27 protein-coding genes are annotated in these 24,369 nt (G+C 30.9%); 21 read left to right on the top strand and 6 right to left on the bottom strand.

The features are described 5' to 3' along the window. Window positions 1–19: 19 nt before the first annotated feature. Window positions 20–649, bottom strand: coding sequence for a 16S rRNA (guanine(527)-N(7))-methyltransferase RsmG (gene rsmG / locus Q1A46_RS09675; protein WP_299677325.1), 630 nt, complete (start codon window positions 647–649; stop codon window positions 20–22). A 141-nt stretch (window positions 650–790) separates the two neighbouring features. Here rsmG and Q1A46_RS09670 point away from each other — a divergent pair, with 141 nt between their 5' ends. From Q1A46_RS09670 to Q1A46_RS09660, 3 genes are all read left to right on the top strand, one after another. After that, complete coding sequence (locus tag Q1A46_RS09670) at window positions 791–1,882, top strand: acyl-CoA desaturase (RefSeq protein WP_299677322.1); 1,092 nt, start codon at window positions 791–793, stop codon at window positions 1,880–1,882. 12 nt (window positions 1,883–1,894) lie between these two features. Further along, complete coding sequence (locus Q1A46_RS09665) at window positions 1,895–3,082, top strand: pyridoxal phosphate-dependent aminotransferase (protein WP_299677318.1); 1,188 nt, start codon at window positions 1,895–1,897, stop codon at window positions 3,080–3,082. 85 nt (window positions 3,083–3,167) lie between these two features. Further along, entirely contained in the window at window positions 3,168–3,812 is a 645-nt protein-coding gene (locus tag Q1A46_RS09660; protein WP_299677315.1) for a hypothetical protein, read from the top strand. A gap of 42 nt (window positions 3,813–3,854) precedes the next feature. Here the strand turns inward: Q1A46_RS09660 and Q1A46_RS09655 are convergent, their stop codons facing one another. Next, the gene (locus Q1A46_RS09655) at window positions 3,855–4,334 is read right to left on the bottom strand and encodes a retropepsin-like aspartic protease (protein ID WP_299617718.1); all 480 of its coding nucleotides are present in this window, start codon (window positions 4,332–4,334) and stop codon (window positions 3,855–3,857) included. A 41-nt stretch (window positions 4,335–4,375) separates the two neighbouring features. On the opposite strand from Q1A46_RS09655, the gene Q1A46_RS09650 reads away from it, so the two are divergent. The 7 genes from Q1A46_RS09650 to Q1A46_RS09625 all read left to right on the top strand — a co-directional run bounded on the left by Q1A46_RS09650 (window position 4,376) and on the right by Q1A46_RS09625 (window position 7,650). After that, window positions 4,376–5,140: a TatD family hydrolase gene (locus Q1A46_RS09650; RefSeq protein WP_299677312.1), complete on the top strand. Its 765-nt coding sequence runs from the start codon at window positions 4,376–4,378 to the stop codon at window positions 5,138–5,140. 1 nt (window position 5,141) lies between these two features. Beyond that, window positions 5,142–5,540: an NUDIX domain-containing protein gene (locus Q1A46_RS09645; RefSeq protein WP_299677309.1), complete on the top strand. Its 399-nt coding sequence runs from the start codon at window positions 5,142–5,144 to the stop codon at window positions 5,538–5,540. Window positions 5,541–5,581: 41 nt separating this feature from the next. After that, window positions 5,582–5,869 carry a DUF1905 domain-containing protein gene (locus tag Q1A46_RS09640; RefSeq protein WP_299677306.1) on the top strand — a complete coding sequence of 96 codons (288 nt, stop codon included), beginning with the start codon at window positions 5,582–5,584 and terminating at the stop codon, window positions 5,867–5,869. Window positions 5,870–5,880: 11 nt separating this feature from the next. Then, window positions 5,881–6,354 carry a YafY family protein gene (locus Q1A46_RS09635; RefSeq protein ID WP_299677303.1) on the top strand — a complete coding sequence of 158 codons (474 nt, stop codon included), beginning with the start codon at window positions 5,881–5,883 and terminating at the stop codon, window positions 6,352–6,354. Beyond that, complete coding sequence (locus tag Q1A46_RS20960) at window positions 6,269–6,571, top strand: helix-turn-helix transcriptional regulator (protein ID WP_373456510.1); 303 nt, start codon at window positions 6,269–6,271, stop codon at window positions 6,569–6,571. Before Q1A46_RS09635 ends, Q1A46_RS20960 begins: the two co-directional genes overlap by 86 nt. A 40-nt stretch (window positions 6,572–6,611) precedes the next feature. Then, window positions 6,612–6,998, top strand: coding sequence for a hypothetical protein (locus Q1A46_RS09630; protein WP_299677300.1), 387 nt, complete (start codon window positions 6,612–6,614; stop codon window positions 6,996–6,998). 169 nt (window positions 6,999–7,167) lie between these two features. Beyond that, on the top strand, window positions 7,168–7,650 hold the full coding sequence (locus tag Q1A46_RS09625) for a methylated-DNA--[protein]-cysteine S-methyltransferase (RefSeq protein ID WP_299677297.1): 483 nt from the start codon (window positions 7,168–7,170) through the stop codon (window positions 7,648–7,650). Window positions 7,651–7,662: 12 nt separating this feature from the next. On the opposite strand, the gene Q1A46_RS09620 is transcribed toward Q1A46_RS09625, so the two are convergent. Both Q1A46_RS09620 and Q1A46_RS09615 read right to left on the bottom strand, forming a co-directional pair. Further along, entirely contained in the window at window positions 7,663–8,109 is a 447-nt protein-coding gene (locus tag Q1A46_RS09620; RefSeq protein WP_299677294.1) for a nucleoside deaminase, read from the bottom strand. Continuing rightward, window positions 8,106–8,663: an MOSC domain-containing protein gene (locus Q1A46_RS09615; RefSeq protein ID WP_299677291.1), complete on the bottom strand. Its 558-nt coding sequence runs from the start codon at window positions 8,661–8,663 to the stop codon at window positions 8,106–8,108. The genes Q1A46_RS09620 and Q1A46_RS09615 overlap by 4 nt, the downstream gene beginning before the upstream one ends. Before the next feature lie 69 nt (window positions 8,664–8,732). Between Q1A46_RS09615 and Q1A46_RS09610 the strand changes: the two genes are divergently transcribed. After that, window positions 8,733–9,488, top strand: coding sequence for a UDP-2,3-diacylglucosamine diphosphatase (locus Q1A46_RS09610; RefSeq protein WP_299677664.1), 756 nt, complete (start codon window positions 8,733–8,735; stop codon window positions 9,486–9,488). Between the two features lie 136 nt (window positions 9,489–9,624). Then, complete coding sequence (locus Q1A46_RS09605; protein ID WP_299677288.1) at window positions 9,625–10,971, top strand: T9SS type A sorting domain-containing protein; 1,347 nt, start codon at window positions 9,625–9,627, stop codon at window positions 10,969–10,971. Between the two features lie 79 nt (window positions 10,972–11,050). Here Q1A46_RS09605 and Q1A46_RS09600 read toward each other — a convergent pair whose 3' ends face one another. Both Q1A46_RS09600 and Q1A46_RS09595 read right to left on the bottom strand, forming a co-directional pair. After that, a complete protein-coding gene (locus Q1A46_RS09600; protein ID WP_299677285.1) occupies window positions 11,051–12,370 on the bottom strand; it encodes a RagB/SusD family nutrient uptake outer membrane protein in 1,320 nt (439 codons plus the stop codon). Between the two features lie 10 nt (window positions 12,371–12,380). Further along, a complete protein-coding gene (locus tag Q1A46_RS09595; RefSeq protein ID WP_299677282.1) occupies window positions 12,381–15,341 on the bottom strand; it encodes a SusC/RagA family TonB-linked outer membrane protein in 2,961 nt (986 codons plus the stop codon). Between the two features lie 211 nt (window positions 15,342–15,552). Here Q1A46_RS09595 and Q1A46_RS09590 point away from each other — a divergent pair, with 211 nt between their 5' ends. From Q1A46_RS09590 to Q1A46_RS09550, 9 genes are all read left to right on the top strand, one after another. Then, a complete protein-coding gene (locus Q1A46_RS09590; RefSeq protein ID WP_299677279.1) occupies window positions 15,553–16,542 on the top strand; it encodes a MoxR family ATPase in 990 nt (329 codons plus the stop codon). 70 nt (window positions 16,543–16,612) lie between these two features. Further along, window positions 16,613–16,942: a hypothetical protein gene (locus tag Q1A46_RS09585; protein WP_299677276.1), complete on the top strand. Its 330-nt coding sequence runs from the start codon at window positions 16,613–16,615 to the stop codon at window positions 16,940–16,942. A gap of 1 nt (window position 16,943) precedes the next feature. Continuing rightward, on the top strand, window positions 16,944–17,810 hold the full coding sequence (locus Q1A46_RS09580; protein WP_299677273.1) for a DUF58 domain-containing protein: 867 nt from the start codon (window positions 16,944–16,946) through the stop codon (window positions 17,808–17,810). A gap of 1 nt (window position 17,811) precedes the next feature. After that, window positions 17,812–18,894, top strand: coding sequence for a hypothetical protein (locus Q1A46_RS09575; RefSeq protein ID WP_299677270.1), 1,083 nt, complete (start codon window positions 17,812–17,814; stop codon window positions 18,892–18,894). Then, the gene (locus Q1A46_RS09570; protein ID WP_299677267.1) at window positions 18,884–19,888 is read left to right on the top strand and encodes a VWA domain-containing protein; all 1,005 of its coding nucleotides are present in this window, start codon (window positions 18,884–18,886) and stop codon (window positions 19,886–19,888) included. Before Q1A46_RS09575 ends, Q1A46_RS09570 begins: the two co-directional genes overlap by 11 nt. 1 nt (window position 19,889) lies before the next feature. Continuing rightward, window positions 19,890–20,930 carry a VWA domain-containing protein gene (locus Q1A46_RS09565; protein ID WP_299677264.1) on the top strand — a complete coding sequence of 347 codons (1,041 nt, stop codon included), beginning with the start codon at window positions 19,890–19,892 and terminating at the stop codon, window positions 20,928–20,930. A 2-nt stretch (window positions 20,931–20,932) separates the two neighbouring features. Next, window positions 20,933–21,730 (top strand): tetratricopeptide repeat protein, encoded by a 798-nt coding sequence (locus tag Q1A46_RS09560; RefSeq protein WP_299677261.1) that lies wholly within the window; start codon window positions 20,933–20,935, stop codon window positions 21,728–21,730. Window positions 21,731–21,821: 91 nt separating this feature from the next. Continuing rightward, a complete protein-coding gene (locus Q1A46_RS09555; protein ID WP_299677258.1) occupies window positions 21,822–23,579 on the top strand; it encodes a BatD family protein in 1,758 nt (585 codons plus the stop codon). After that, a complete protein-coding gene (locus Q1A46_RS09550; protein WP_299677255.1) occupies window positions 23,576–24,343 on the top strand; it encodes a tetratricopeptide repeat protein in 768 nt (255 codons plus the stop codon). Before Q1A46_RS09555 ends, Q1A46_RS09550 begins: the two co-directional genes overlap by 4 nt. Window positions 24,344–24,369: the final 26 nt, after the last annotated feature.

Raw genomic sequence — 24,369 nt, 5'->3', positions numbered from 1 at the left:
AAAACTCTGGTTTTTTTATTTATCCTTTAAATTTTATTGGTAAATGCACTACTTTTTTGGTTTCAAAAAAATCTTCATCAAAAAAATCTGGTAAATCATAAATCGTAGCTTTTGGAAACTTTGCTAATTCCTCAGTTAAATCACCACCTTTTAAATATAAAATTCCATTTTTTAATTCGTGATTTTGCTTCTTTTGAACTTTATTTTTCACCCATCTATGAAAAGTTTCCATTTGTGCAACTGCTCTACTTATGATAAAATCATAAGTTTCATCAACCTCTTCTACTCTTCCATGTGTAGTTTTTACATTTTCTAATCCTAAACCTTCTACAACTTCATTCACAACTTTAATCTTTTTCCCTATAGAATCTACTAAATGAAATTTCGTTTCAGGAAATAAAATAGCTAAAGGTACACCAGGAAAACCTCCTCCAGTTCCTACATCCATAACACTTGTTCCTGGCTGAAACTCCATCACTTTTGCTATACCTAAAGAATGTAGTACATGACGTAGATACAGTTCATCAATATCTTTTCTAGAAACAACGTTAATTTTTAGGTTCCAATCTTCATATAATTCCTGTAAAAGTGTAAATTGGCGTAACTGATTTTCAGTTAAATCAGGAAAGTATTTTAAAATGATATCCATGCTATTATATTTGCGTGACAAAAGTAATAACATTTGTTTATATAGTTAAGATTTTTACAAATCAATAATTATCGTTAAAAACTTTCGTTATCAGATAAACATGAGCGAAAAACACTTATTTTTACCCCATTAAATTACGACATGAATTCGATTAAATTTTCAAGAATAGATAAAGCAAAGTTCTTTCGAACTTTAAATAAAAGAGTTAACGACTACTTTAAAGAAAATGATATCAAAAGAACAGGGAACTGGAAATTGTACTTAAAAGCAATTATCATGTTTACGCTTTTCTTGGCTCCTTTTGCTGTTATATTAACTGTTGATATGCCTAACTGGCTTAGATTTTTATTAACTATTGTAATAGGAATTGGTATGGCTGGTGTTGGTATGAATGTTATGCACGATAGTAATCATGAATCTTTCTCAAGTAAAAAATGGGTGAATAACCTAATGGGAAGTAGTATGTATATTTTAGCTGGAAACGTGTATAATTGGAAAGTTCAACATAACGTTTTACACCATACATATACGAATATTCAAGATCATGATGAAGACATGGATGCTGGTAGAATTATTCGTTTTTCTAAGCACACACAATGGAGACCTTTCCATAGATTTCAGAAGTATTATTCTCCAGTATTATATGGTTTATTAACTATAAACTGGGCAATTACTACAGATTTCAAGCAAATGCACAGTTACTTGAAAAGAAAATTATCTTATGGGAAATTCCCTAATCCAAAAGTGGAATGGACTAAATTAATTGTTACTAAAATTATTTATTATGCAATGTGGTTAGTTCTTCCATTATTAGTTTTAGATGTTGCATGGTGGAAAGTTTTAATTGGTTTCTTTGTGATGCATTATACAGCAGGAATCATTTTAAGTTTTGTATTCCAATTAGCACACATTGTACCTTCTACAGATACTCCTTTACCAGATGAAAATGGTAACATGAAAAATACTTGGGCAATTCATCAGTTATATACCACAGCAAATTTTGCTCCTAAAAACTGGTTTATTAACTTCTACACAGGTGGTTTAAATCATCAAGTGGAACACCATATTTTCCCTCATATTTCGCACATACATTACAGTAAAATAGCGAAAATAGTAAAAGAGACTGCTAAGGAATTTAATTTACCTTATCACGAATATAAAACAACACGAAGAGCAATATTAGAACACTTAAGACATATTGCCGAACTAGGAAAAAAACCGCAACTAGCATAATCAACTAAAACAATGTCAGAAGCATTATCGAACAGAATTAACAGTTTACCTGTATCGCAAACATTAGCCATGGCTGCTAAAGCCAGAGAATTAAAAGGTCAAGGAAAAGATATTATCAGCTTAAGTTTAGGAGAGCCTGATTTTAATACACCTGACTTTATTAAAGAAGCTGCAATTAAAGCAGTAAATGAGAATTATAATTCATACACTCCAGTAGATGGATATGGTGAATTAAAAGAAGCTATTTGCAAAAAATTCAAGCGCGATAATGATTTAGATTATGCTCCAAATCAAATCGTAGTTTCTACAGGTGCAAAACAATCTATTGCTAACGTAATGCAAGTATTGTTAAATCCTGGAGATGAAGTTTTATTACCTTGTCCGTACTGGGTAAGCTACTCTGCAATTGCAACATTATGTGAAGCTGTTTCTGTTGAGATTCCTTCAACTATTGAAACTAACTTCAAAATTACTCCTGAGCAATTAGAAGCTGCAATTACACCAAAAACGAAATTAATTTTATTCAACTCACCAAACAATCCGAGTGGTACAATCTATACTAAGGAAGAGTATTTAGCTTTAGCCAAAGTATTAGAAAAATATCCAGAGATTTTCGTGATGTCTGATGAAATTTACGAACATATTAATTACGGAACAAAGCCTTTTAGTTTTGCTTCTATAGAAAGTATGTATGATAGAACAATTACCGTAAACGGATTAGCAAAAGCTTTTGCTATGACAGGTTGGAGAATAGGTTATATTGGAGCACCTGCTTGGATCGCTAAAGCTTGTACTAAAATGCAAGGTCAGATTACATCTGGAACTAACTGTATTGCACAAAGAGCTGCAATTACTGCTGTTTCTGCTGAGCCTAGTGCTGTTCAATACATGGTAGATGAATTTAAATCGAGAAGAGATATTGTTCTTGGTTTATTAGAAAAAATCGAAGGTTTTAAATTAAACGTTCCTGAAGGAGCTTTCTATATTTTCCCAGATATTTCTGCTTTCTTCGGAAAAACAATACAAGGTAAAGAGATTAACAATGCTTCAGACTTTTCTATGTTATTATTAGAAGAAGCAAATGTAGCTACAGTTACTGGTGATGCTTTTGGTGCACCTAACTGTATTCGTATGTCTTATGCAGCTTCAGAATTACAATTACGTGAAGCTGTAAAGCGTATTAAAGAAGTATTGAGCTAGTTTTAATTAGAAAAACTTAATAACAACAAAAAAAAACCTGATTTATCATTTATCAGGTTTTTTTGTTTTAAAAGCTATAAAAAGAATGAATAAACTGACTTGTAAGTTAAAAAATGTAGACAATTTAGATATTCAAAGTTTACAACGAAGAATCGATAACGGACATCGTTTTATTGTTTATCAATACAGCATATCTTTAATTGTTGGTAATATTTTTACTGCGTCACCTGCATATTTACTTAAAAAAGAAAATCAAAAAAAGCACATACTTAAATACAACTTATTATCCTTTATTTTTGGTTGGTGGTCTTTAGATGGAGTTACAAATACTTTAAAAAGTTTAAAAACGAACTCCAAAGGAGGTCTTGATGTGACTGAAGACATAATGCTTAATCTAGACAACATCTCTTTAAAAGCCAGAAAAGTAAAAATAGAAGAATTATACACAATATTTAAACAGCCTTCGAAAGCTATTTTAAAAGATTTTACCAAATCGATTAATAATATTATTGGCTTAAATACTGATCAAAATATTTATTTAGGACAATATTTAAATACTGAAGGCTCTAGTTACTTTATTACATTCGAAAATATTTCAGAAACTTCTCAAGAAGATTTAATGAAAGAACTCAGAAAAATATTTTACGATCATGTTCATATTGATATTTCAGAAATTAATGATCAAGATGAAGTAACTAATAAACTTATTGAACAAGGAATAAAATTGTAAACATTAATTTACCTACGAAATTCCGAAATAAATTCAATAGTATTAAAAAGGCAACGATAAATTTCGTTGCTTTTTCTTTTTAATCTTTCTTAAGTACAATACTTTCTTATCATAATCGATAAGAGCTTTTCCTTTCTCTAAAACATCTGCGCCAATTATTCCATGTACTTCTTTAGCATTATGCATCGTTAATGCAGCATTTACATGTTTTAAGTCAAAAAGAACTAAATCGCAATTTTTCAATTTCCAATTTCCTATTCTTAATCTATTATCAACAGATTTATAAGTTTCCATATCAGTTGCTCCAGCGCCAGCTGCTTTAACTTCGCTAACTTCAGAAACCAATTTGAATTGATCAACTAAATTTAATCCAACACAAGAATTTGAAGCTCCAGTATCTAAAATAAAAACACCTTTTACACCGTTGATTTCAGCTTTCAACTCAAGGTGATTTGTTTTCATTTTTTTCAACTTTATTCGAACGTATTTCTTTTTACGTAATACTTTTTTCAAACTTGCCATTTCTTGTACTTTTGTCGCTGCAAAGATACAGTTAAAATCACATGATTACAGATACACACACTCACTTATATTCAGAGCAATTTAATGACGATAGAGATGAAATGATGACTAGAGCTAAAGATGCCGGTGTTTCTCGTTTTTTTATTCCTGCTATTGATAGTTCGCACACAGAAAGCATGTTTGAATTGGAAAAGAATTATCCAAATGATGTTTTTTTAATGATGGGACTTCACCCAACTTCTGTAAAGGAAAACTATAAAGAGGAATTAGCTCACGTAAGAGAATGGATTGACAAACGTGATTTTTACGGTATTGGAGAAATAGGAATTGACTTATATTGGGACAAAACCTTTTTAACTCAACAGCAAGAAGCTTTTAAAACTCAAATACAATGGGCAAAAGAAAAACAACTTCCAATTGTAATTCACTGTAGAGAAGCTTTTGATGAAATTTTTGAAATTTTAGAAGAAGAAAAAGGAGACGATTTACATGGAATTTTCCACTGTTTTACGGGAACTTTTGAGCAAGCACAACAAGCAATTTCATACAACATGAAATTAGGAATTGGTGGTGTAGCAACTTTTAAAAATGGAAAAATTGACAAGTTCTTAAATGAAATAGATATTGAACATATTGTTCTAGAAACCGATTCACCTTACTTGGCTCCTACTCCTTATAGAGGAAAGAGAAATGAAAGTAGTTATATCACTCAAGTTGTAGGTAAATTGGTGGATATTTACGGGAAATCGTATCAAGAAATTTCTGAAATCACTACAGAAAACTCAAAACAGGTTTTCAAAATATAACATGAAAGAAATTGACAAAGTTGCGTGGATAGAAACTAAGAATGGTAAAATTCTTAGTACTCGATCTAAAGGAAAAGAAAAGTTTTATATTCCTGGAGGGAAAAGAGAAGGTAACGAATCTGATGAAGCAACGCTTATTCGTGAAATAAAAGAAGAATTAAGTGTTATTATATTAAAAGACACTATTGAGTATCTTGGAACTTTTAAAGCGCAATCAGACGGTGCTAAAGAAGGAGTTTTAGTTAAAATGACTTGCTATAAAGCAAAATTTGAAGGAACTTTACTAGCAGATAATGAAATTGAAGAATTACAATGGTTAGATTCTTCTCATACCAACATTATCTCTGAAGTTGACAAAAAAATATTTGCTTTCTTGAAAGAAAAAGGAGAGATGTTTTAATTGTAGTAATAAAGTCAGAAACCTACAAAACCTAACAAGAATTGCAAGCAAAGATTAAATACAACTTTTCTGGAAAAATGTGGAATGGCGGTTGGTTTTTTATATCCTTACCCAAAAGCATTTCTAAAGAAATACGCAATCATCTAAAATGGCAAGAAGAAGGTTGGGGAAGAATGAAAGCAACTGCTAAAATCAATGAACTTCAATGGGAAACAGCTATTTGGTTCGATACAAAAGAAAACACTTATCTACTTCCTATAAAAGCTGAAATTAGAAAAAAAGCCTGTTTAAAATTAAATGATATAGTTACTGTTAGTATAGCTATATAAATAGTGATTAAATGAATAGACTTACTAGAATAACTGCAATTTTAATTCAACTTCAATCTAAAAAAGTAGTAAAGGCAAAAGAAATTGCTGAACGTTTTGAAATCAGCCTAAGAACTGTATATCGAGACATTAAAACATTACAAGATTCTGGAGTTCCAATTGGTTCTGAAAACGGAGTAGGTTATTTTATAGTTGATGGCTATAATTTACCACCAATATCTCTTACTGAAGAAGAAGCAAATAGTTTAATTATATTTGAAACATTCATTAAAAATCAAGGAGACAAATCGTTGTCTGAAAATTTCAATTCGTTATTCATTAAAATAAAGGCAACTCTTAAAAATTATCAAAAAGAAAAAGTCGAATTACTATCTTCAAGAACCTTTAACTTTCAAAAGGATGAAATTATTGAGAGTAATTGGCTGTCAGACATTCAACATTCAGAACGCTATTTCTTCAAAAAACCAAATATTCATCACTTATAATTCATTATACAAAAGCGAACAAACCAAACGAAACATTGAACCACAAGCGATATATTTTACTAATAATGTATGGGTTGTAATTGCTTTTTGTCACCTCCGAAATGAATTAAGAGAATTTAGATTGGACAGAATCATTCACTTAAATTGGACTTCATTACAATTTGAAAAATTAGAATATTTCAAAATTCAAGAATATTTTGAGAGCTTTCAAACATAGTTGACATAGGGCTGTCACCCTCCTGCTTTACTTTTGAGCCATGAAAAATTTAATCATTGGTCTACTGGTTTTTACGATTTTCAGTTGTGAACAGTCAGACAAAAAGAAAAGTAATATGGAACAAGCAAACATCATGGAAATGGTTCTTTGGAAATTCAAAGACGGAATAAACATTGAACAAGGTAAAAAATCTGTTTTAAAGCTTAATGAATTTGCAAGCAAGCAACCTGGTTTTATTTCAAGAAAAACAGCCATTTCTGAAGAAGGAAAGTTTTTAGACATTATCCTTTGGACAGATTTAGAATCCGCTAAATTAGCATCTGAAAAAGCCATGCAAAACGAAATGACTACAACAATTTTTAGCACAATGGATGAAAATGAAATGATATTCCAATACTTTAAAATATTTAATAAAACAGAAAAATAACTAAATATTAAATAGCGGTTTTGGATCTAACCTAAACTGCTATTTTTATTTATATAAGATATATAATGATATTAACTTTCTTCTACTTTTTAAAAGACATAACAAACTAAAAACTCACTGATTTTAACTAACTTTACTACTTAAAAAGCAAACGCGCAAATACTTTAAATTGAATACAGAAACAACATATTACTCATCTCCTATTGGAACTCTAGAAATAACTGGAGATGAAAAATCAATTCACTCTATTTATTTCATAGAAGATGAACATTCTGTCTCAGAAAATATTTCATCAATAGAAATTAGAAAATGTGTTCAACAACTAGACGAATATTTCTCTGGAAACCGTAAAGAATTTGAATTAACTTTATCTCCTAAAGGCACCACGTTTCAAGGAAAAGTTTGGAATGAATTATTAAGAGTTCCTTTTGGAAAAACTAGAAGTTATTTAGAACAATCTAAAGCATTAGGTGATATTAAAGCTATAAGAGCTGTAGCTTCTGCAAATGGTAAAAATCCTATCTCTTTAATTATTCCATGTCACAGAATTATAGGTTCTGACGGATCTTTAACTGGATATGTAGGCGGTGTATGGCGAAAAAAATGGCTTTTAGAACATGAAAACGGCACGAAACAACAAACCTTATTTTAATAGAATTACAGCTTAATTCAAATTACGTTTTTGAATAAAGAACTTCTTCATAATTTCTGCACATTCTTCTTCTAAAACACCAGATACAACCTTAGTTTTAGGATGTAATTTTGTTCCTAAAATTGTAAATCCAGATTTAGGTTCATTGGCTCCATAAACGATTTTTCCAATTTGCGTCCAATAACTTGCACCTGCACACATCTGGCAAGGTTCAAGAGTTACATATAATGTACAATCCCTTAAATATTTACCTCCCAAAAAATCTGCTGCTGAGGTAAAAGCTTGCATTTCTGCATGAGCTGTAACATCGTTCAAACGTTCTGTTAAATTATGAGCTCGCGCAATAATTTGATTTTTAAAAACTATAACTGCGCCAACAGGAACTTCACCTTTATCAAAAGCCAGTTCAGCTTCCTGTAATGCTTTTCTCATAAAATATGCATCATCAAAAGGATTCATGAAAACTTACTTTTCTTTTTCTGTAAATAAATATCAGCTATAGTTGGCTTAGTTGTGTCTGTCTGAATTAATTCAAAAAGATCACCCTGCTTCACTTCACCAGTTTTTAAAACTTTAAAATACACTCCACTTTTAGTTGTATTCCAAAACTGTTTTACAATTTTCATATCATTAAAACGAACTCCGAGCTTCATACAAGGATATCTAGGCTTAGTCACTTCTAATATAACTTCACCAACTTTGTATGTATCTCCAACATGAACTTTAGTTTCTTCTATATCATCTAAAGTTAAGTTTTCTCCAAAAATTCCATACTCCCACTTTAAATCAGGATATAAATCTTTAAAGTAATCGTAATGTTTTACAGAATACGCATACACCGCCTGATCTATTCCTCCATGATGTTCTCTATCACATATTGCATCGCCTTTTACCTCTTCTACATTTAAATAAATTGGTTGATTTGTAGGATATTTAAAAATTCCAGTAGTAACTTTTTTACCTTTCCAATCTATTTCTTTACGTTCTCCAATATTTGTAGCAAGAATCTTCATATAAGTGCTTTTTTACAAAGTTAGCTAAATAAAATAGTTATTTTTACCAAAATTTTAGGTTTGATTTCAATAGATATCTCAACAGATAAAAAAGTATATTTTGCCTCAGATCAACACTTGGGAGCGCCTACAAGAGAAAAAAGCTTTCCTCGAGAAAAGAAGTTTTTAAATTGGCTAAATGAAATAGAAAAAGATGCTGAAGCTATTTTCCTTTTAGGTGATTTATTTGATTTTTGGTTCGAATATAAAACTGTTGTTCCTAAAGGATTTGTTCGCATTTTAGGTAAATTAGCACAACTGAGAGATAATGGAATTCCAATTTACTTTTTTGTTGGAAACCATGATCTATGGATGAAAGATTATTTTGAAACAGAGTTAAACATTCCCGTTTTCTTTAAACCTCAAGAATTTAAAATTAACAATCAACTTTTTTTAATTGGACATGGAGACGGTTTAGGTCCACATGACCTTGGTTATAAAAGAATGAAGAAGGTTTTTACTTTTCCACTTTTTAAATGGTTATTTAGATGGCTACATCCAGATTTAGGAGTTCGCTTAGGACAATATATGTCGGTAAAAAACAAAATGATTTCTGGAGACGAGGATTTTAAGTTTTTAGGGGAAGAAAAAGAATGGTTAGTTCAGTATTGCAAACGTAAGTTAGAAACAAAGCATTACGATTATTTTGTTTTCGGACATCGTCATTTACCTCTTGATATCACACTTAATGAAAATAGTAAATATTTTAATCTTGGCGACTGGGTTCAATATTTTACTTATGGAACTTTTGCTGACTCTAAATTTACACTCGATAAATACGAATAACAATCTTTCAACTTCTTTTTTACTAAGAAACAAAAAGGGATTTTACCTGTAAAAAACTAACCAACAGATATATACAGTTGTTTTTAATATGAAAATTGTGTAAATTGTATAACACATTTCACTTAAAAACATAGATATGATTAAAAAAATTACCCCCGTTATTTTTCTACTTGTAACTTATGTAGGATTTTCTCAAGTTTTTCCTATAGATTTTACAGATACAGCAGATGAAAATTTTTCTGCTTTTAATGGCGCCGTAGTTACTTATGAATCTGATCCAGGTGATGCAAGTAATAAAATAATGAAAATTGTTGGAGCTAACAATGCATGGGACGGAGCAGCATTAGATTTAATTCAATTTATCGATTTATCGGATGACGCCAATAACACAATAACTTTTAGGATAAATCCTTTAGGAACTGGAACTGGTTCTAGCGGAAATCATTTATTAAAATTTGAAGGACCTAATGGTAATACAGAATTACCTTTCACAACAACCGGTACTGGCTGGCAAAATATTAGTGTAGATTTTGGCTCTGGTTTATCTCAATATACTAGATTAGTAATTTTCCCTGATGCTGGTGACGCAAATGCAGGAAACGATGACGCATATTTAATCGATGATTTTTCTGGTGGAGTAGTTATTGCAGCAACATGTACTGATGGATTAAAAAATGGAGATGAAGAAGGAGTAGACTGCGGAGGCTCTTGTCCAAATGCTTGTACAATAGAAGAGCCAGCTGAAGCTGCTACAGCACCATCTAGAGACGAAACGACTTTTGAAATACTTTCAATTTACAGTGATACATACAGTAATGTTTCTGGAACAAATTTCAACCCTAACTGGGGGCAGTCTACAACATATTCTGAAGTTATGGTAAACGCCAACAATACAATTAAACTAGCTGGATTAAATTATCAAGGACATGCTTTGGCAAGCCCTGTAGATGTATCTGGAAAAACACACTTACATATTGATTTTTGGGCTAAGAGCTCAACTGATTTAGGTATTTTCTTAATTAATTCTTCGGCAGTTGTTAATCCTGCTGTCGAAAAAGAATACTTATTAATCCCATCTGGTTCTGTTGAAACATGGAATAGCGTTGATATTCCTCTGACTGAATTTAGTGACATTGTAGATTTAACTCAAATTGATCAGTTTAAATACGATGGAAATGGAAATATTTGGATTGATAATATTTATTTCTACAAAGAATCTGCTACAGCTAGCGTAGAAGAAAACAAACTAAGTTCTTTTTCAGTGTTTCCAAATCCATCAGCTAACAATTGGAACGTTAAAACTAGTGGATCTACGATTACTTCAATTAAATTATACAGTATTCTGGGTAAAGAAGTTAGATCTTATAAAAACTTAAACACTCAAGAAACTTTGGTAAACTCTCAAGGATTAAATTCAGGTATTTATATTGCCAAAATAAGTACAACTGAAGGTGACAAAACAATACGATTCATTAAAAAATAAAAATATTTACCTCAAGCTTGAGCTATAAAAAAAGCAATCTCGTTTGAGATTGCTTTTTCATTTTATTGTTGTTTCTATTTTAATTCACATTTTCACTAAATGGAGTTGGAAACGCATCTAAAGCATTATCTCCCATTCTATCTAAAGGCAAGAAGTTAATATCATTTAATCTTCCTGTTCTTCTTAAATCAACCCATCTATGTCCTTCTCCAATTAAAGAATACCTTCTTTGGTTTAGCACCTCTAATTCCAAAGCAGCATCTGTTGTAGCTCCAGAATAATTTGCTAATCCAGCAGCGTTTCTAATCACATTTATTGCATTTACAGCTTCAGCATTATTAGTTCCGATATTAGCTTCTGCATAAATTAAAATTAACTCTTCATTTCTGATTAAATATACAGGATCGGTATTACTCGTATATAAAGCCATTTGATGTGTTGCTGTTAAATCATCAAACATTCTTGGTGTTGGTAGCATAAATGATTTATTTGCAACTCTTGTATCTCCAGCTTCAGCATCTGCAATCCAAGAATTATGAATCATGTACTCTTGACCAGATTGACCTAAAACATAAAATTGAGCATTTAAAACATCGTTTCCTGTAGCTCCAAAAACATGAGCAACTCCTACATTTAAAGCACCTGAAATATCAAAGAACGAATTACCTAATAATGATAAAGCATCTGATTTATTTCCTTGATATAATGCTACTCTAGCCGCTAAAGCTCTATTGAAAGTAGCAAATGTTGCTGGTGTAGCAAACCCATCATAACCAGAACTAATAGGAAAGTCGAAAGTTCCTCCACCGTTTGTTAAATCTGAATTTGCATCATTCAATAAATTTCTTATTGCAGTTAAAGCTTCAGGATAGCCTAAAAACGGACCTAAATTATCTGGATCTGCAACATCTACTCTAATTCCATTACTGAATTGACGATTAGCAACCATTAATAACGCATAAGCTTTAATGGTATTTGCATATCCGTAATAAGAACGCTTAGTCGCATCTGAAAAACCTGCTTCAGAATTTTCTACAGCAGTTACTAAAACATTTGCTGCTTTTACAACTCTATACCAAGCAGAATAAGCACGTGTAGTTAAAAATCCATTATTATCTAAAGGACCTTTTAACAACTCTCCTGTATATCTTGGATCTGTTCCTGTTAAATCATAATACTCTCTACCGATATAACTAATTGTTTGATAGTGAAATTCTAAATCATTTCTCATTACTGCCTCTAATCCTACTGCTAAAGATTGAACATCAGCCTGAGAAGCACCATCTGCAAAACTCTCTAAAGTAGGAGCATTTTCGTTAGGCAAATCTTCTAATTCACAACTTGTAAAAAAAACAGCTGTGAACACTAATATTAAAATTGAAATTTTATTTTTAAGCATTGTATTTTTTTTAGAAGTTAACATTTAAATGAAAGTTAATAAACTGAGAAGCTGGATAAGGAGTTACTTCTACATTGTTTGCTAAAACATTATTTCCGAAGTTAGAAACTTCAGGATCGTAACTGTTATAATCGAAAATATTAATTAAGTTTCTACCAGAAATTCCAACTTTCACTCTTTCAAAACCTTTAAATACATTTTCGTCAAATGTGTAATACAAACCTACTTCACGTAATCTAATATATCCTGCATCTTCGATTACCGGTGCTGGATTAACGAAAGCTAAACTAGATCTATACTCTCCATTTGTTTGTACTCCTAAAGGATCTAAACCAGTATCATCATAATCCCAAGTAGTTCCTGCTAAATCATAAAGTAAAGTCGTTAAATTAATTCCATCTCCACCTTTTTTCCAATGCCACAAAAATGTTAAATCGAAGTTTTTATAACTAATCTGGTTTTGCCACGACATTTGAAAATCTGGCTCTGCATTACCATACACAGCAAATCCATCTCCTTCTGGATCTATTTGTGCTATAGCTTCTGGAGTTAAACCAGTACTATCGTATGTTCCTACAATTTGCGTAGCACTAAATCCTTCTTGAATGTAAAAAGTTCCTAATGATGATGCAAATCCTCCTGTCGCAAAAGCAGGAACATCTAAACGAGTGATTTCAGAAGTGTTTTTCCACCATTTCAAATTAGCACTCCAAGAAAAATCTTCTTTCTCTATTATGCTCGCATTTAAACCTATTTCGATACCATTATTAGCTAAAGCTCCAGCATTTTTAGACTCACTTGTTTGTCCACTTGAAGTAGGGATTTGATCTTGGATAATTAAATCTTCAATTTCTTTGTTATAAAAAGTAGTTTCTAAAACAACTCTATTATTAAATAGCCCTAAGTCTAAACCGTATTCTAATTCTTTTTGACGCTCTGGTTTGATATTTGGATTTCCTCTTAATGTTCCAGGGGCTAAACCAGAATTACCATCAATAAATTGTCCAGATGTCAGCGTAAACTTGTTTCCAAAAGGAGGAAATCTTCCAGCCTCACCATACGCTACTCTTGGTTTAATTGTTGAAAAAACTTCAGATTCAAATAACCCTAATTTATGAACATTAACTGCTAAACTCGCTTTAGGATAATAGAAAATTTCATCTGCATCTCCATTATTTGTAGACTTATCACCTCTGATACCTAATGTTGCAATAATTTTATCAGCATAATTAATTTCTTCTTGAACAAAGAAACCTGTATCTTCTTGTAACCTTATATCCTGAGTAACAGAAGAATTTTCCGCAAGTCCTAAGTTAGTTAAAGAACCATTAAATCCTGTTCCAACAGTGATTACAGTATTACGATCAAAATCTTGTAAGAAAGTACCCGCCTGAGTCGTAAACCCTAAACCATTTTCAAAGTCTAAATTATAAACTAAAAATGCAGAAAGGTTATAATTTGTATTTACCGTAGTACCAGAAATAGCAGCACCTCTTAATGTACTTGGATCTCTAAAGTATGACAAACTTCTTGGGAAAATATTTGTTGTTCTTAAAGTATATTGGTCAAAACCTAATTCTAAAGTTAACTTTAGTCTATGCATGTCAGAATCTAAAATTTGTAAGTTTGATTTAGCACTTCCTATAAAACGATTTACATTTTCTCTATTTGTTGTATTCGCTACAGTTTCTAAAACATTAGACCCAGCCGCTCCTGCAGGAAAAACACCATTAACTGGAGATAAATCTTCCCAAGGAAATGTAAAAGCCAAGGCATAACCAACAGTTCTATTAGCATTACCATTATTAAAAAAACCTCTATCTGCCTCAGAATTGATGTAATTAGACGTAACATAAATATCTAACCAATCTGTTAATTTCTGACCTAAATTTAATCTAAATGATGTTTTTTCATATCCTGTATTTTCTACTAAACCAGGCTCATCTTTATGCGTAACTCCAAAGAAATAATCCGATTTATCATTTCCTCCAGAAGTAGTAAATCTCGATGTTGTAGAAACTCTTGTATGATCAAAAAGCTCTGCTTCATAATCATTCAAAGTTGCATTTGCTGGCCCACCAGCAGCAGTTATTTCTGCCTGATCCCAATCTCTTAAACCTAACAGTCTTGTTGGACTTCTTAATCCTACTGTTTGAGAAAAAGAGACTCTAGGTTTACCAGATTTTCCTCTTTTAGTAGTAATAATAACAACTCCTCCTGCTGCTCTCGAACCATAAAGTGCAGCTGCAGATGCTCCTTTTAAAATCTCAACATTTTCAATATCTTCCGGATCAATATCGGCAATCCTGTTTGAAGCATCATCTTGATTTGTAGAGGTATTTCCTCCTCCTGCTGCTTCACTCACTATATTATTACCTGATGAAATTGAAGAGTTATCCACATAAACTCCATCTACAATAAATAAAGGTTGTTGGTTTCCAAAAACAGAAGTTACTCCTCTTAATCTCATAGATATTCCTCCACCAGGAGCCCCAGAATTTGCTCTAATTTCTGCTCCTGTAAATTTTCCTGACAAGGCACTATCAAATCCAGATTGATTTGTTACTTGTGCTAACTGAGCTGCTGATACACTTGCAACTGTATTGGCTAAATTCGATCTTTTGGTTGTTGTAGCTAATCCTGAAATTACTACTTCTTCTAAAACATCTGAATCTTCTTTTAATGTTACGTTAATAAATTTTGATGCAGAAGTAATTTTAATTTCCTGGCTTGCAAAACCTAAAGAAGATATAACTATTGTAGTTGGTATTTTTTTTACAGTTATACTGAATTCCCCGTCCCCGTTTGTTGAAGTTCCATTAGTAGTTCCTTTTTCAATTACATCTGCAAAAGGAATGCTTTCCCCGGAAGCTTCGATTACTTTCCCCTTTATAGTTTGTGACGATAAGCTAAAACTCACAAACGTTAATAAAAAGAAAAAAAGATTTTTCTCTAATGATTTTTTTCTCATAGATAAGAAGTGTTTTTAATTAATATTCGGTTAAGCCTTCAATTTAGTAAATTAAAATATTAAAAAGTGTTAAAATTATATCAAGACATTAATTAAGAGTCGTTTTATTTATTAAAATCTTCAAATACCTTTAACCTCACTTTAACAAGAAAAAAATTGTTAATATTGTAGCTTTGTTCACTTAAAATCATAACTAATAATTTCTTATCACATGGACGTAGATGTTAGAGCGATTAACGAAAAAATAGAGAGAGAAAGTGCTTTTGTTGACCTTTTAACCAACGAAATGAATAAAGTTATAGTAGGTCAGAAAACAATGATTGAAAGACTTTTAATCGGTTTACTAGGAAATGGACACATTTTACTTGAAGGTGTACCTGGTTTAGCAAAGACTTTAGCTATTAATACATTATCTAAAGCTGTACAAGGTAGTTTTAGTAGAGTTCAGTTTACACCAGACTTACTTCCTGCTGATGTTATTGGTACTATGATTTATAACGTAAAGGATAATGATTTCTCTATTAAGAAAGGACCTATTTTTGCAAACTTTGTATTAGCTGATGAGATTAACAGGGCTCCTGCAAAAGTTCAATCTGCACTACTTGAAGCAATGCAAGAAAGACAAATTACTATTGGAGATGAGACTTTTAAATTAGATGAACCTTTCTTAGTAATGGCAACTCAAAACCCTGTTGAACAAGAAGGTACTTATCCGTTACCTGAAGCACAGGTTGATCGTTTCATGTTAAAAACTGTAATTGATTATCCTAAATTACAAGATGAACAATTAATTATGAGACAAAGCTTAAACAATAGCTTTGGTAAAGTAAACCCAGTTATTTCTTTAGATCAAATTCTTAAGGCTAGAGAAGCCGTAAATGAGGTTTACATGGATGAAAAAATAGAAAAATATATTTTAGATATCATTTTTGCAACACGTTATCCAGAAAACTATAACCTAGAAAAACTTAAACCTTTAATAAGTTTTGGATCTTCTCCTCGTGGTAGTATTGCATTGGCTAAAGCTGCTAAATGTTATGCATTTATAAAACGAAGAGGATATGTAATTCCTGAAGATGTTCGTGCCATGACTAAAGATGTTTTACGTCATAGAATTGGTATTACCTACGAAGCAGAAGCAGAGAACATGACCTCTTTAGATATTATTAACGCAATTATTAACGAAGTTCAAGTTCCGTAACAACAAAACCAAAATCAACAAAACTAGCCATTCAACAAAACTAAATTAATCCCTTAAATTTTTGCTAAGAATGACTTTCAAATTAACAACGTACAAAACACTAACAGGAAAAAAAGAAATTCTAGAAACTAAACAACAAAAAAACACACAAGCTATAGTTTACCAAAATGACAAACCTTCGTTTTGGGTAGATTGTTTCGATTTAAAAACAGAATCAAATGTTCAAATGAACTATTTAGTATTGTGTCAAAAAAGAAGTATGAAGGAGGTAATTAAAGAGATCGCTAAAAAGAATAATGTAAATATCACTATTCAAGAAGCGCCTTTATTTTCAGTAAAATCAGATTCTGTTGATACTGAAATTCAACTACCACCTTTACCATTAGAATGGTTAAATTAATATGAATACCAAAGAGTTATTAAAAAAAGTTCGTAAGATAGAGATTAAGACAAAACGTTTGTCTAATCACATTTTTGGAGGAGAATACCACTCGACCTTTAAAGGTCGTGGTATGACTTTCTCCGAAGTACGTCAATATCAATTCGGTGACGACATTAGGGCTATTGATTGGAACGTAACTGCGCGTTACAATGAACCTTATGTTAAAGTTTTTGAAGAAGAACGCGAGCTTACTATGATGCTCATGGTAGATGTTTCTGGATCAGAATCTTTCGGAACATCAGTTCAATTTAAAAGAGATACTGTAACAGAAATTGCTGCTACATTAGCTTTTTCAGCAATTCAAAATAATGATAAAGTTGGATTAATCTTATTCTCTGATCAAATTGAGTTATTCATACCTCCCAAAAAAGGGAAAAGCCACGTACTTAGAATCATACGTGAACTTATAGAGTTTTCTCCAAAAAGTACAAAGACTAATATAAACGAAGCTTTAAAATTCTTATCGAGTGTAATGAAGAAAAAAGCTATTGTATTTATGTTATCTGACTTTATTGATGAGAACTACATGAAAACATTAAAGATTGTTGGAAACAAACATGACTTAACAGGAATCCGTATTTACGATAAGTTTGATGAAGAAATTCCTAATCTAGGAATGGTTCCAATGTTAGATAATGAAACTAAAGAAGTACGATTAATTAACACCAGTTCTAAATCTTTACGAAATAAATACAAAGCTAATGCACTTCGTTTGAAAGATGAATTTCAAAATTCTTTTAAGAAAAGTGGACTAGGAACTATAAACATAAGAGTTGACGAAAATTACGTCAAAAAACTATTAAGTTATTTTAAAAACAAAGCATAATTTGAAAAATTTATTACTATACATAGTATTATTACTTTCTATTCAAGCTATTTCGCAAACTGGCCCTGTTCAGGCTGAAGTGGATACTACGAATATTCGTATAGGTGAACAGTTTCAATATAAATTATCTATAGATGGTACAGAAAATGTAATCATTCCTAAACTAGAATTGAATGGTTTAGAAATGATAGATAGCCTTAAACTAGATACATTAAAAAACAAACTTGTTCAGAAATATATTTTAACTGGCTTTGATAGTGGATCTTTTTATATCCCTAGACAACAAATTTTTATTAGAAATCAAACCTTTTTTACAGATAGTTTATTAATTAATGTAGCTACTGTTCCTGTAGATACAACTCAAGTAAAAATGTTTGCTATTAAAGGAATTAAAGGAGAGCCTCTTCGTTTCAGCGATTACAAACATATTGTATTTTGGGTTTTAGCCATACTTCTCTTAGTAGGCTCTGTATTATATTTTGCCTTAAAGAGAACTAATGATGATGAAATTCAAACTTCTGAGCAACTTTTATCTCCTTATCAAGAAGCTTTAAAGAACTTAAAGGTACTTGATGGAAAATTATTGTGGCAAAACAATCAAATTAAAGAACATTATAGTGAGTTAACTCATATTATCAGAAACTTTATTGAACGTGAACTTCATGTTCCTGCTTTAGAAACGACTTCTGACGGACTTATAGAAAGCTTAACAGACTTCAAAGATTCAAACTCGATTATCGCAGAAAAAGAAACAATTGATAAACTAAACGGTTTACTAAAACAAGCAGACTTAGTTAAGTTCGCAAAATCTAAACCTTTAGCTCACGAAATAGAAGCTGATAGAAATATTGCTAAGTATGTAATTGATAACTTAAAGCCTAATAGTGTAGACACTGAAACTACTGAAGTAGATTTAGAACCTGTTATTATTGTTGAAAAACCAATAGTAAAGAAACCATCTATACTCGTTAAAATAATTACTATTGCTGTATTGCTTTTAATTATAACTGCAATTATTTACTCTGTATCTAAAACAGCTTCAGAAATAAACTCATTAAAACCTCAAGTAACAAATGTTCAATAATTTTGAATTCCATAATCCAGAATTTTTGTGGTTATTAATTATTGTACCACTTTTAGCTTTGTGGCTTTTTTCTAACAGAAAAAAAGAGAACACATTACTTTCAGTACCTAACCTAAAAGGTTTTGACGCAAGTGGTTCTTTACTACCAAAACTGAAACCATTTTTACATGTTTTTAGACTTTTAGCATTAGTCGCTTTAATTGTTGCTTTAGCTAGACCAAGAAATGTTTCTGTTAGTAAAAAAACAAAAACAAATCGTGGTATTGATATCGTTATGGCAATAGATGTTTCTGCTAGTATGTTAGCTAAAGATTTAAAACCTAACAGACTTGAAGCTTTAAAACGAGTTGCTATCGATTTTGTTAATAGAAGACCAAACGATAGAATAGGTATTGTAGTTTATGCAGGAGAAAGTTTTACACAAACACCAATAACCAGTGATAAATCTATCGTAAAAAGAACCATTTCAGAAATTAAATGGGGACAATTAGAAGGTGGAACGGCTATTGGTATGGGATTAGGTTCTGCAGTAAACAGACTAAAAGAAAGTAAGGCAAAAAGTAAAGTAATTATTTTACTTACAGATGGTGTAAACAATGCTGGTTTTGTAGATCCTAAAACTGCTACAGAATTAGCAAAAGAAATAGGAATTAAAGTATATACTATCGGTATAGGAACCAATGGTATGGCTCCGTTCCCATGGGCTAAAGACCCAAGAACAGGTAAATTATCTTTTAGAAATCAGAAAGTTGAAATTGATGAGAAATTATTACAATTTATCGCCGATGAAACTGAAGGTGAGTATTTCAGAGCAACCGACAATACTTCTTTAAAAGAAATTTACGATGAAATAGACAAGTTAGAGAAAACTAAAATTGAAGAATTTAAATATTATAATTACACAGAAAAGTATCGCCTTTTAGTGATTTTAGCAGGAATATTCTTGATTTTAGAATTCATATTAAGAAACACGTTATTTAAAAGCTTTATATAACATGTATAAGATAGAAGAGCCAATATATTTTTCCCTTTTCATTATTATTCCAATAATGACTGTCATTTTTTTATTGGTTTTATGGTGGAAAAAAAATACCCAAAAGAAGTTTACCAACACAGAGTTATTAGCAAAATTAGCTCCTAATGCTTCTACATTTAAATCTGTTTTAAAACTTATCTTTTTGTTAGTCGGATTAAGTTTTTTAATTATTTCTTTGGTAAACCCTAAAATGGGAACAAAACTTCAAACTGTAAAGCGTGAAGGAGTAGACATTATTTTTGCGTTAGATGTTTCTAAAAGTATGCTGGCTAAAGATATTGCTCCAAACCGTTTAGAAAAATCAAAACAAATCATCTCTAAAATTATAGATAAGCTAGGAAGCGATCGTGTAGGAATTATTATTTATGCCGGAAATGCATATCCTTTACTTCCTATCACAACCGATCATGCAGCAGCTAAAATGTTCTTACAAAACGCAAATCCTGATATGGTTTCTAGTCAAGGAACAGCAATTAATGAAGCGTTAGATCTTTCTAAAACTTATTACAATAACGAAGAGCAAACTAACAAGTTTTTAGTAATTATTTCTGATGGAGAAGATCATCAAGAAGAAACGAAACAAAAAGCTCAAGATATAGCCAATGAAGGTGTAAAAGTGTACACAATTGGTGTAGGAACAGAAACTGGTGGTCCGATTCCTATCGAACTTAATGGTGGACATATTGGTTATAAGAAGAACAGACAAGGTGAAACTGTAATTACCAAGCGTAAAGCAGACGTTTTAGAAAGTATTGCAAACGTAGCCAATGGAAAATATATTGACGGAAACAAAACCGAACAACCTGTAAAAATGATCGAGAAAATTATTTCAAATGCTCAAAAAAGTGAGTTTGAAACCACGCAATTTTCTGATTATAAAGATCAGTTTCAATGGTTCATCGGTATTGGAATACTATTCTTGGTAATAGATATGTTCTTCTTTGAAAGAAAAACAAAATGGATTAAAAAAGTAGACTTGTTTAACGAAAAGGAATCATAACCATGAGATTGTTTATTAATTTTTGTACTGTTTTCTTATTACTAACAAGCACTTTAACAAGTGCTCAACAAGACACATTAAAACTTCAACGCGAAGCCAGATCTTTATTACGCGAAGGAAATGAGTTATATAATAAAGAAAAATTCAATGAAGCTTCTATTGCGTACAGAAAAGCTTTAGGTAAAAACAGTAAATACGATAAAGCGAGTTACAACTATGGAAATTCTTTATATCAAGGAAAGAATTTTAAAGAAGCTGTATCTCAATACGAACTTACAACCAAAACATCTAAATCTAAAGCAGAAAAAGCTGAAGCTTTCCATAATATTGGAAATGCAATGATGGAGCAAAAACAGTTTGAACAAGCTGTAGAAGCTTATAAAAATGCTTTAAGAAATAACCCTAATGATGATGAAACTCGTTATAATTTAGCTGCTGCTCAAAAGCAAGTAAAAAAGCAACAACAGCAAAATAAAAACGACAAGAACAAGAATAAAAAAGACAAGAAGGATAATAAAGACCAGAAAAAGGACAACAAAGATCAAAAGGATCAGAATAAGAAAGATCAAGATAAAAAAGACGACAATAAAGATCAAAAGGATAATAAAGACCAGAAAGATCCGAAAAAAGACAAACAAGATAAGAACAAACAAAAACCAAAACCTCGCCCAGGTAAAATGACACCTGAACAAATGAAACAGCTTTTAGAAAGCTTAAATAACGAGGAAAAGAAGACTCAAAAGAAAATGAACGTTAAAAAATCAAAAGGCAGAAAAATAAAACAAGAAAAAGACTGGTAAGAATTAAGAAAAATTTAAGGATCAAAATCTTAAAAATCAATTAATTTATACTTCAGAAAAATAATTATTTTTGTGCGTTTTTGAATAACAAATGAAATTGAAGTTTATAACATTTATACTAGCATTAGTTTCGCTATCAATTTTTGCTCAAGATGCTAAATTAACAGCAACTGTAAGCAAGAATAAACTTGGACTGAATCAACGTTTACGTGTTGAATTTGCTATAAACAAGCAAGGTGCAGACAATTTCACTCCACCTAGTTTTAAGAATTTTAAAATTGTTGGAGGACCTAGTCAATCAGTTAGCCAATCTTGGATTAACGGAAAGTCTACTTTCTCTCAATCTTATACTTACATAATTCAACCTTTAAGAAAAGGAGAATTTAATCTACCATCAGCAAGTATTCAATTGAATGGAGAGACTTTAAAATCTGAACCAGTAAAAATTATTGTTACTGGAGCAGTGAAAACACCTAAAAATCCAAACGATCCTGATTATATAGCTGAACAAAACATTCATTTAGTTGCAGAAGTTTCTAAAGGAAGACCTTATGTTGGGGAAGGTATTTATGTAGAATACAGACTGTATTTTAGTAATAATGTTGGTATTTATGACAATGCTATTACAGAATCTCCTCAATATATTGGTTTTTGGAATCAAGAAATAAAAAACAAAAACTACGATTTTAAAACAGCTATGTACAATGGCGAACAATACAGATACGCTGTTTTACATAAAGCTCTACTAATTCCTACAAAATCTGGAAACTTAACTATTGATCCTATGAAGATGGATATATTAGTTGCAGTTCCTACAGGAAGAGCCGATTTTTTCGGAAACCCAATCACAAGAAGAGTAAGAAAACAATACGCATCTGCAAAAAAAATAATTAAAGCTAAAGCTTTACCTGAAGAAGGAAAGCCTGATAGTTTTACTGGGGCGGTTGGTAGTTTTGAATATACATTAACTTCTAATAAAAACACATTAAAAGCTAATGAATCTTCAGAATTAAAAGTAAAGGTTTTTGGTTTAGGTAATTTAAAATTATTCGAACTTCCAAAAGTTGAAACCCCTAAAGAACTTGAAGTATACCAACCAGAGAGAAAAGAGAATGTGAAAATTTCTACTTCTGGTTTAAAAGGATCTGTTACCGACACATATACTGTTGTACCTCAATATAAAGGAAAATATAAAATTCCTAGTACAGAATTTTCATACTTCAATCCTAAAGACAATAAATATCATACGATTAGTACAGATGATTTATTTGTTAATGTTACTGAAGGAAAAGAATTAGTATCAACGACTAAAAATCAAGTAAAAAAACAAGACATACAAGTAACTGGAAATAACTTTAGATTTATACAAACTTCTACATCGTTAGGAGTAATTGATACATCAAACTTTTTCAAATCAATTCCATTTTATTTACTATTACTTCTACCATTAATTGCTATTCCTGTCGCTATTCTAATTGGAAAAAAGAAAAGCGAAAGAGATGCTGATATTATTGGAAACAAACAACGTAAAGCAGACAAATTAGCAAAAAAGTATTTATCTGAAGCTAGTCAACAATTAGGTAATAAAGAACAATTCTATGAAGCTTTAGAAAGAGCCTTGCACAATTACCTAAAAGCAAAATTAAATGTTGAAACTTCTGATATCAGTAGAGAAAAAATCACCGAATTATTAGACGATAAACAAGTTCAAACTTCTACAATAGATGATTTTATTGAAGTATTAAAACAATGTGATTTTGCAAGATATACTCCAATAACAAATACTCAGATGAATGAAGAGTATAATAGAGCTAAACAAGTAATAACCTCATTAGACAAACAATTATGATGAAGAGAATAATTTGGTTACTTACCTTGGTCGTAACTACCAACTTTGCTAACGCACAGAACACAGATGAGCTTTTTAACAAAGCTAATAACTTATATAAAAACGGTTCTTACGAACAAGCTGTAGAATTATATAAAAGTATAATAGAATCTAAAAACGTTTCTTCTGAATTATTTTATAATCTTGGTAATTGTTATTATAAGCTTAACAAAGTAGGTCCTTCAATTTATAATTACGAAAAAGCTCTATTGCTAGACCCTTTAAATGAAGATGCCAAGAATAATCTTGTATTTGCTAAACGTTTAACTCTGGATAGAATTGAAGAGTTACCAAAGTCTGTTTTACAAAAATTCAACGAAAATTACATTAGCAAAATTAGCTTCAATGGCTGGGCTGTTATAGCTGTAGTTATTTCGTTTTTAGCCTCTTTATTATTTATTCTTTATTATTTTTCTATAACTCCATCTAGTAAAAGAATATTCTTTTCAACAAGCATTTTAAGTTTCATTTTGTTAGTTATTTCTTTAGCTATTACTTATCATCAATTCAGCAAAACGTCAAACACTGTAGAAGCTATTGTATTTTCTGATGAAGTATCTGTGAAAAATGAACCTACAAAAAATGGAGATGAAGTTTTCTCACTTCATGAAGGAACCAAAGTTATTGTATTAGACGAAGTCGATAATTGGAAAAAAATTCGTTTATCTGACGGGAAAATAGGATGGCTAAAAAGCAATAATATTAAAATATTAGATCTTTTTTAATATTTTAACAATACTCATACCCTCAA

Origin of the sequence: uncultured Tenacibaculum sp. (assembly GCF_947502995.1) — a bacterium.
Taxonomy (GTDB): domain Bacteria; phylum Bacteroidota; class Bacteroidia; order Flavobacteriales; family Flavobacteriaceae; genus Polaribacter.
Note: the sequence above shows the minus strand (reverse complement) of the source record. Positions and strands in the feature narration are given on the sequence as shown.

Excerpts from the sequence above, each read along its gene's own strand:
- Q1A46_RS09650 (WP_299677312.1), top strand. The coding sequence starts at position 4,376 with ATGATTACAGATACACACACTCACTTATATTCAGAGCAATTTAATGAC.
- Q1A46_RS09655 (WP_299617718.1), bottom strand. The coding sequence starts at position 4,334 with ATGGCAAGTTTGAAAAAAGTATTACGTAAAAAGAAATACGTTCGAATA.
- Q1A46_RS09580 (WP_299677273.1), top strand. The coding sequence starts at position 16,944 with ATGAATACCAAAGAGTTATTAAAAAAAGTTCGTAAGATAGAGATTAAG.
- Q1A46_RS09565 (WP_299677264.1), top strand. The coding sequence starts at position 19,890 with ATGTATAAGATAGAAGAGCCAATATATTTTTCCCTTTTCATTATTATT.
- Q1A46_RS09665 (WP_299677318.1), top strand. The coding sequence starts at position 1,895 with ATGTCAGAAGCATTATCGAACAGAATTAACAGTTTACCTGTATCGCAA.
- Q1A46_RS09615 (WP_299677291.1), bottom strand. The coding sequence starts at position 8,663 with ATGAAGATTCTTGCTACAAATATTGGAGAACGTAAAGAAATAGATTGG.
- Q1A46_RS09555 (WP_299677258.1), top strand. The coding sequence starts at position 21,822 with ATGAAATTGAAGTTTATAACATTTATACTAGCATTAGTTTCGCTATCA.
- rsmG (WP_299677325.1), bottom strand. The coding sequence starts at position 649 with ATGGATATCATTTTAAAATACTTTCCTGATTTAACTGAAAATCAGTTA.
- Q1A46_RS09585 (WP_299677276.1), top strand. The coding sequence starts at position 16,613 with ATGACTTTCAAATTAACAACGTACAAAACACTAACAGGAAAAAAAGAA.
- Q1A46_RS09645 (WP_299677309.1), top strand. The coding sequence starts at position 5,142 with ATGAAAGAAATTGACAAAGTTGCGTGGATAGAAACTAAGAATGGTAAA.
- Q1A46_RS09630 (WP_299677300.1), top strand. The coding sequence starts at position 6,612 with ATGAAAAATTTAATCATTGGTCTACTGGTTTTTACGATTTTCAGTTGT.
- Q1A46_RS09560 (WP_299677261.1), top strand. The coding sequence starts at position 20,933 with ATGAGATTGTTTATTAATTTTTGTACTGTTTTCTTATTACTAACAAGC.
- Q1A46_RS09600 (WP_299677285.1), bottom strand. The coding sequence starts at position 12,370 with ATGCTTAAAAATAAAATTTCAATTTTAATATTAGTGTTCACAGCTGTT.
- Q1A46_RS09660 (WP_299677315.1), top strand. The coding sequence starts at position 3,168 with ATGAATAAACTGACTTGTAAGTTAAAAAATGTAGACAATTTAGATATT.
- Q1A46_RS09635 (WP_299677303.1), top strand. The coding sequence starts at position 5,881 with ATGAATAGACTTACTAGAATAACTGCAATTTTAATTCAACTTCAATCT.
- Q1A46_RS09550 (WP_299677255.1), top strand. The coding sequence starts at position 23,576 with ATGATGAAGAGAATAATTTGGTTACTTACCTTGGTCGTAACTACCAAC.
- Q1A46_RS09620 (WP_299677294.1), bottom strand. The coding sequence starts at position 8,109 with ATGAATCCTTTTGATGATGCATATTTTATGAGAAAAGCATTACAGGAA.
- Q1A46_RS20960 (WP_373456510.1), top strand. The coding sequence starts at position 6,269 with ATGAAATTATTGAGAGTAATTGGCTGTCAGACATTCAACATTCAGAAC.
- Q1A46_RS09605 (WP_299677288.1), top strand. The coding sequence starts at position 9,625 with ATGATTAAAAAAATTACCCCCGTTATTTTTCTACTTGTAACTTATGTA.
- Q1A46_RS09570 (WP_299677267.1), top strand. The coding sequence starts at position 18,884 with ATGTTCAATAATTTTGAATTCCATAATCCAGAATTTTTGTGGTTATTA.
- Q1A46_RS09595 (WP_299677282.1), bottom strand. The coding sequence starts at position 15,341 with ATGAGAAAAAAATCATTAGAGAAAAATCTTTTTTTCTTTTTATTAACG.
- Q1A46_RS09670 (WP_299677322.1), top strand. The coding sequence starts at position 791 with ATGAATTCGATTAAATTTTCAAGAATAGATAAAGCAAAGTTCTTTCGA.
- Q1A46_RS09590 (WP_299677279.1), top strand. The coding sequence starts at position 15,553 with ATGGACGTAGATGTTAGAGCGATTAACGAAAAAATAGAGAGAGAAAGT.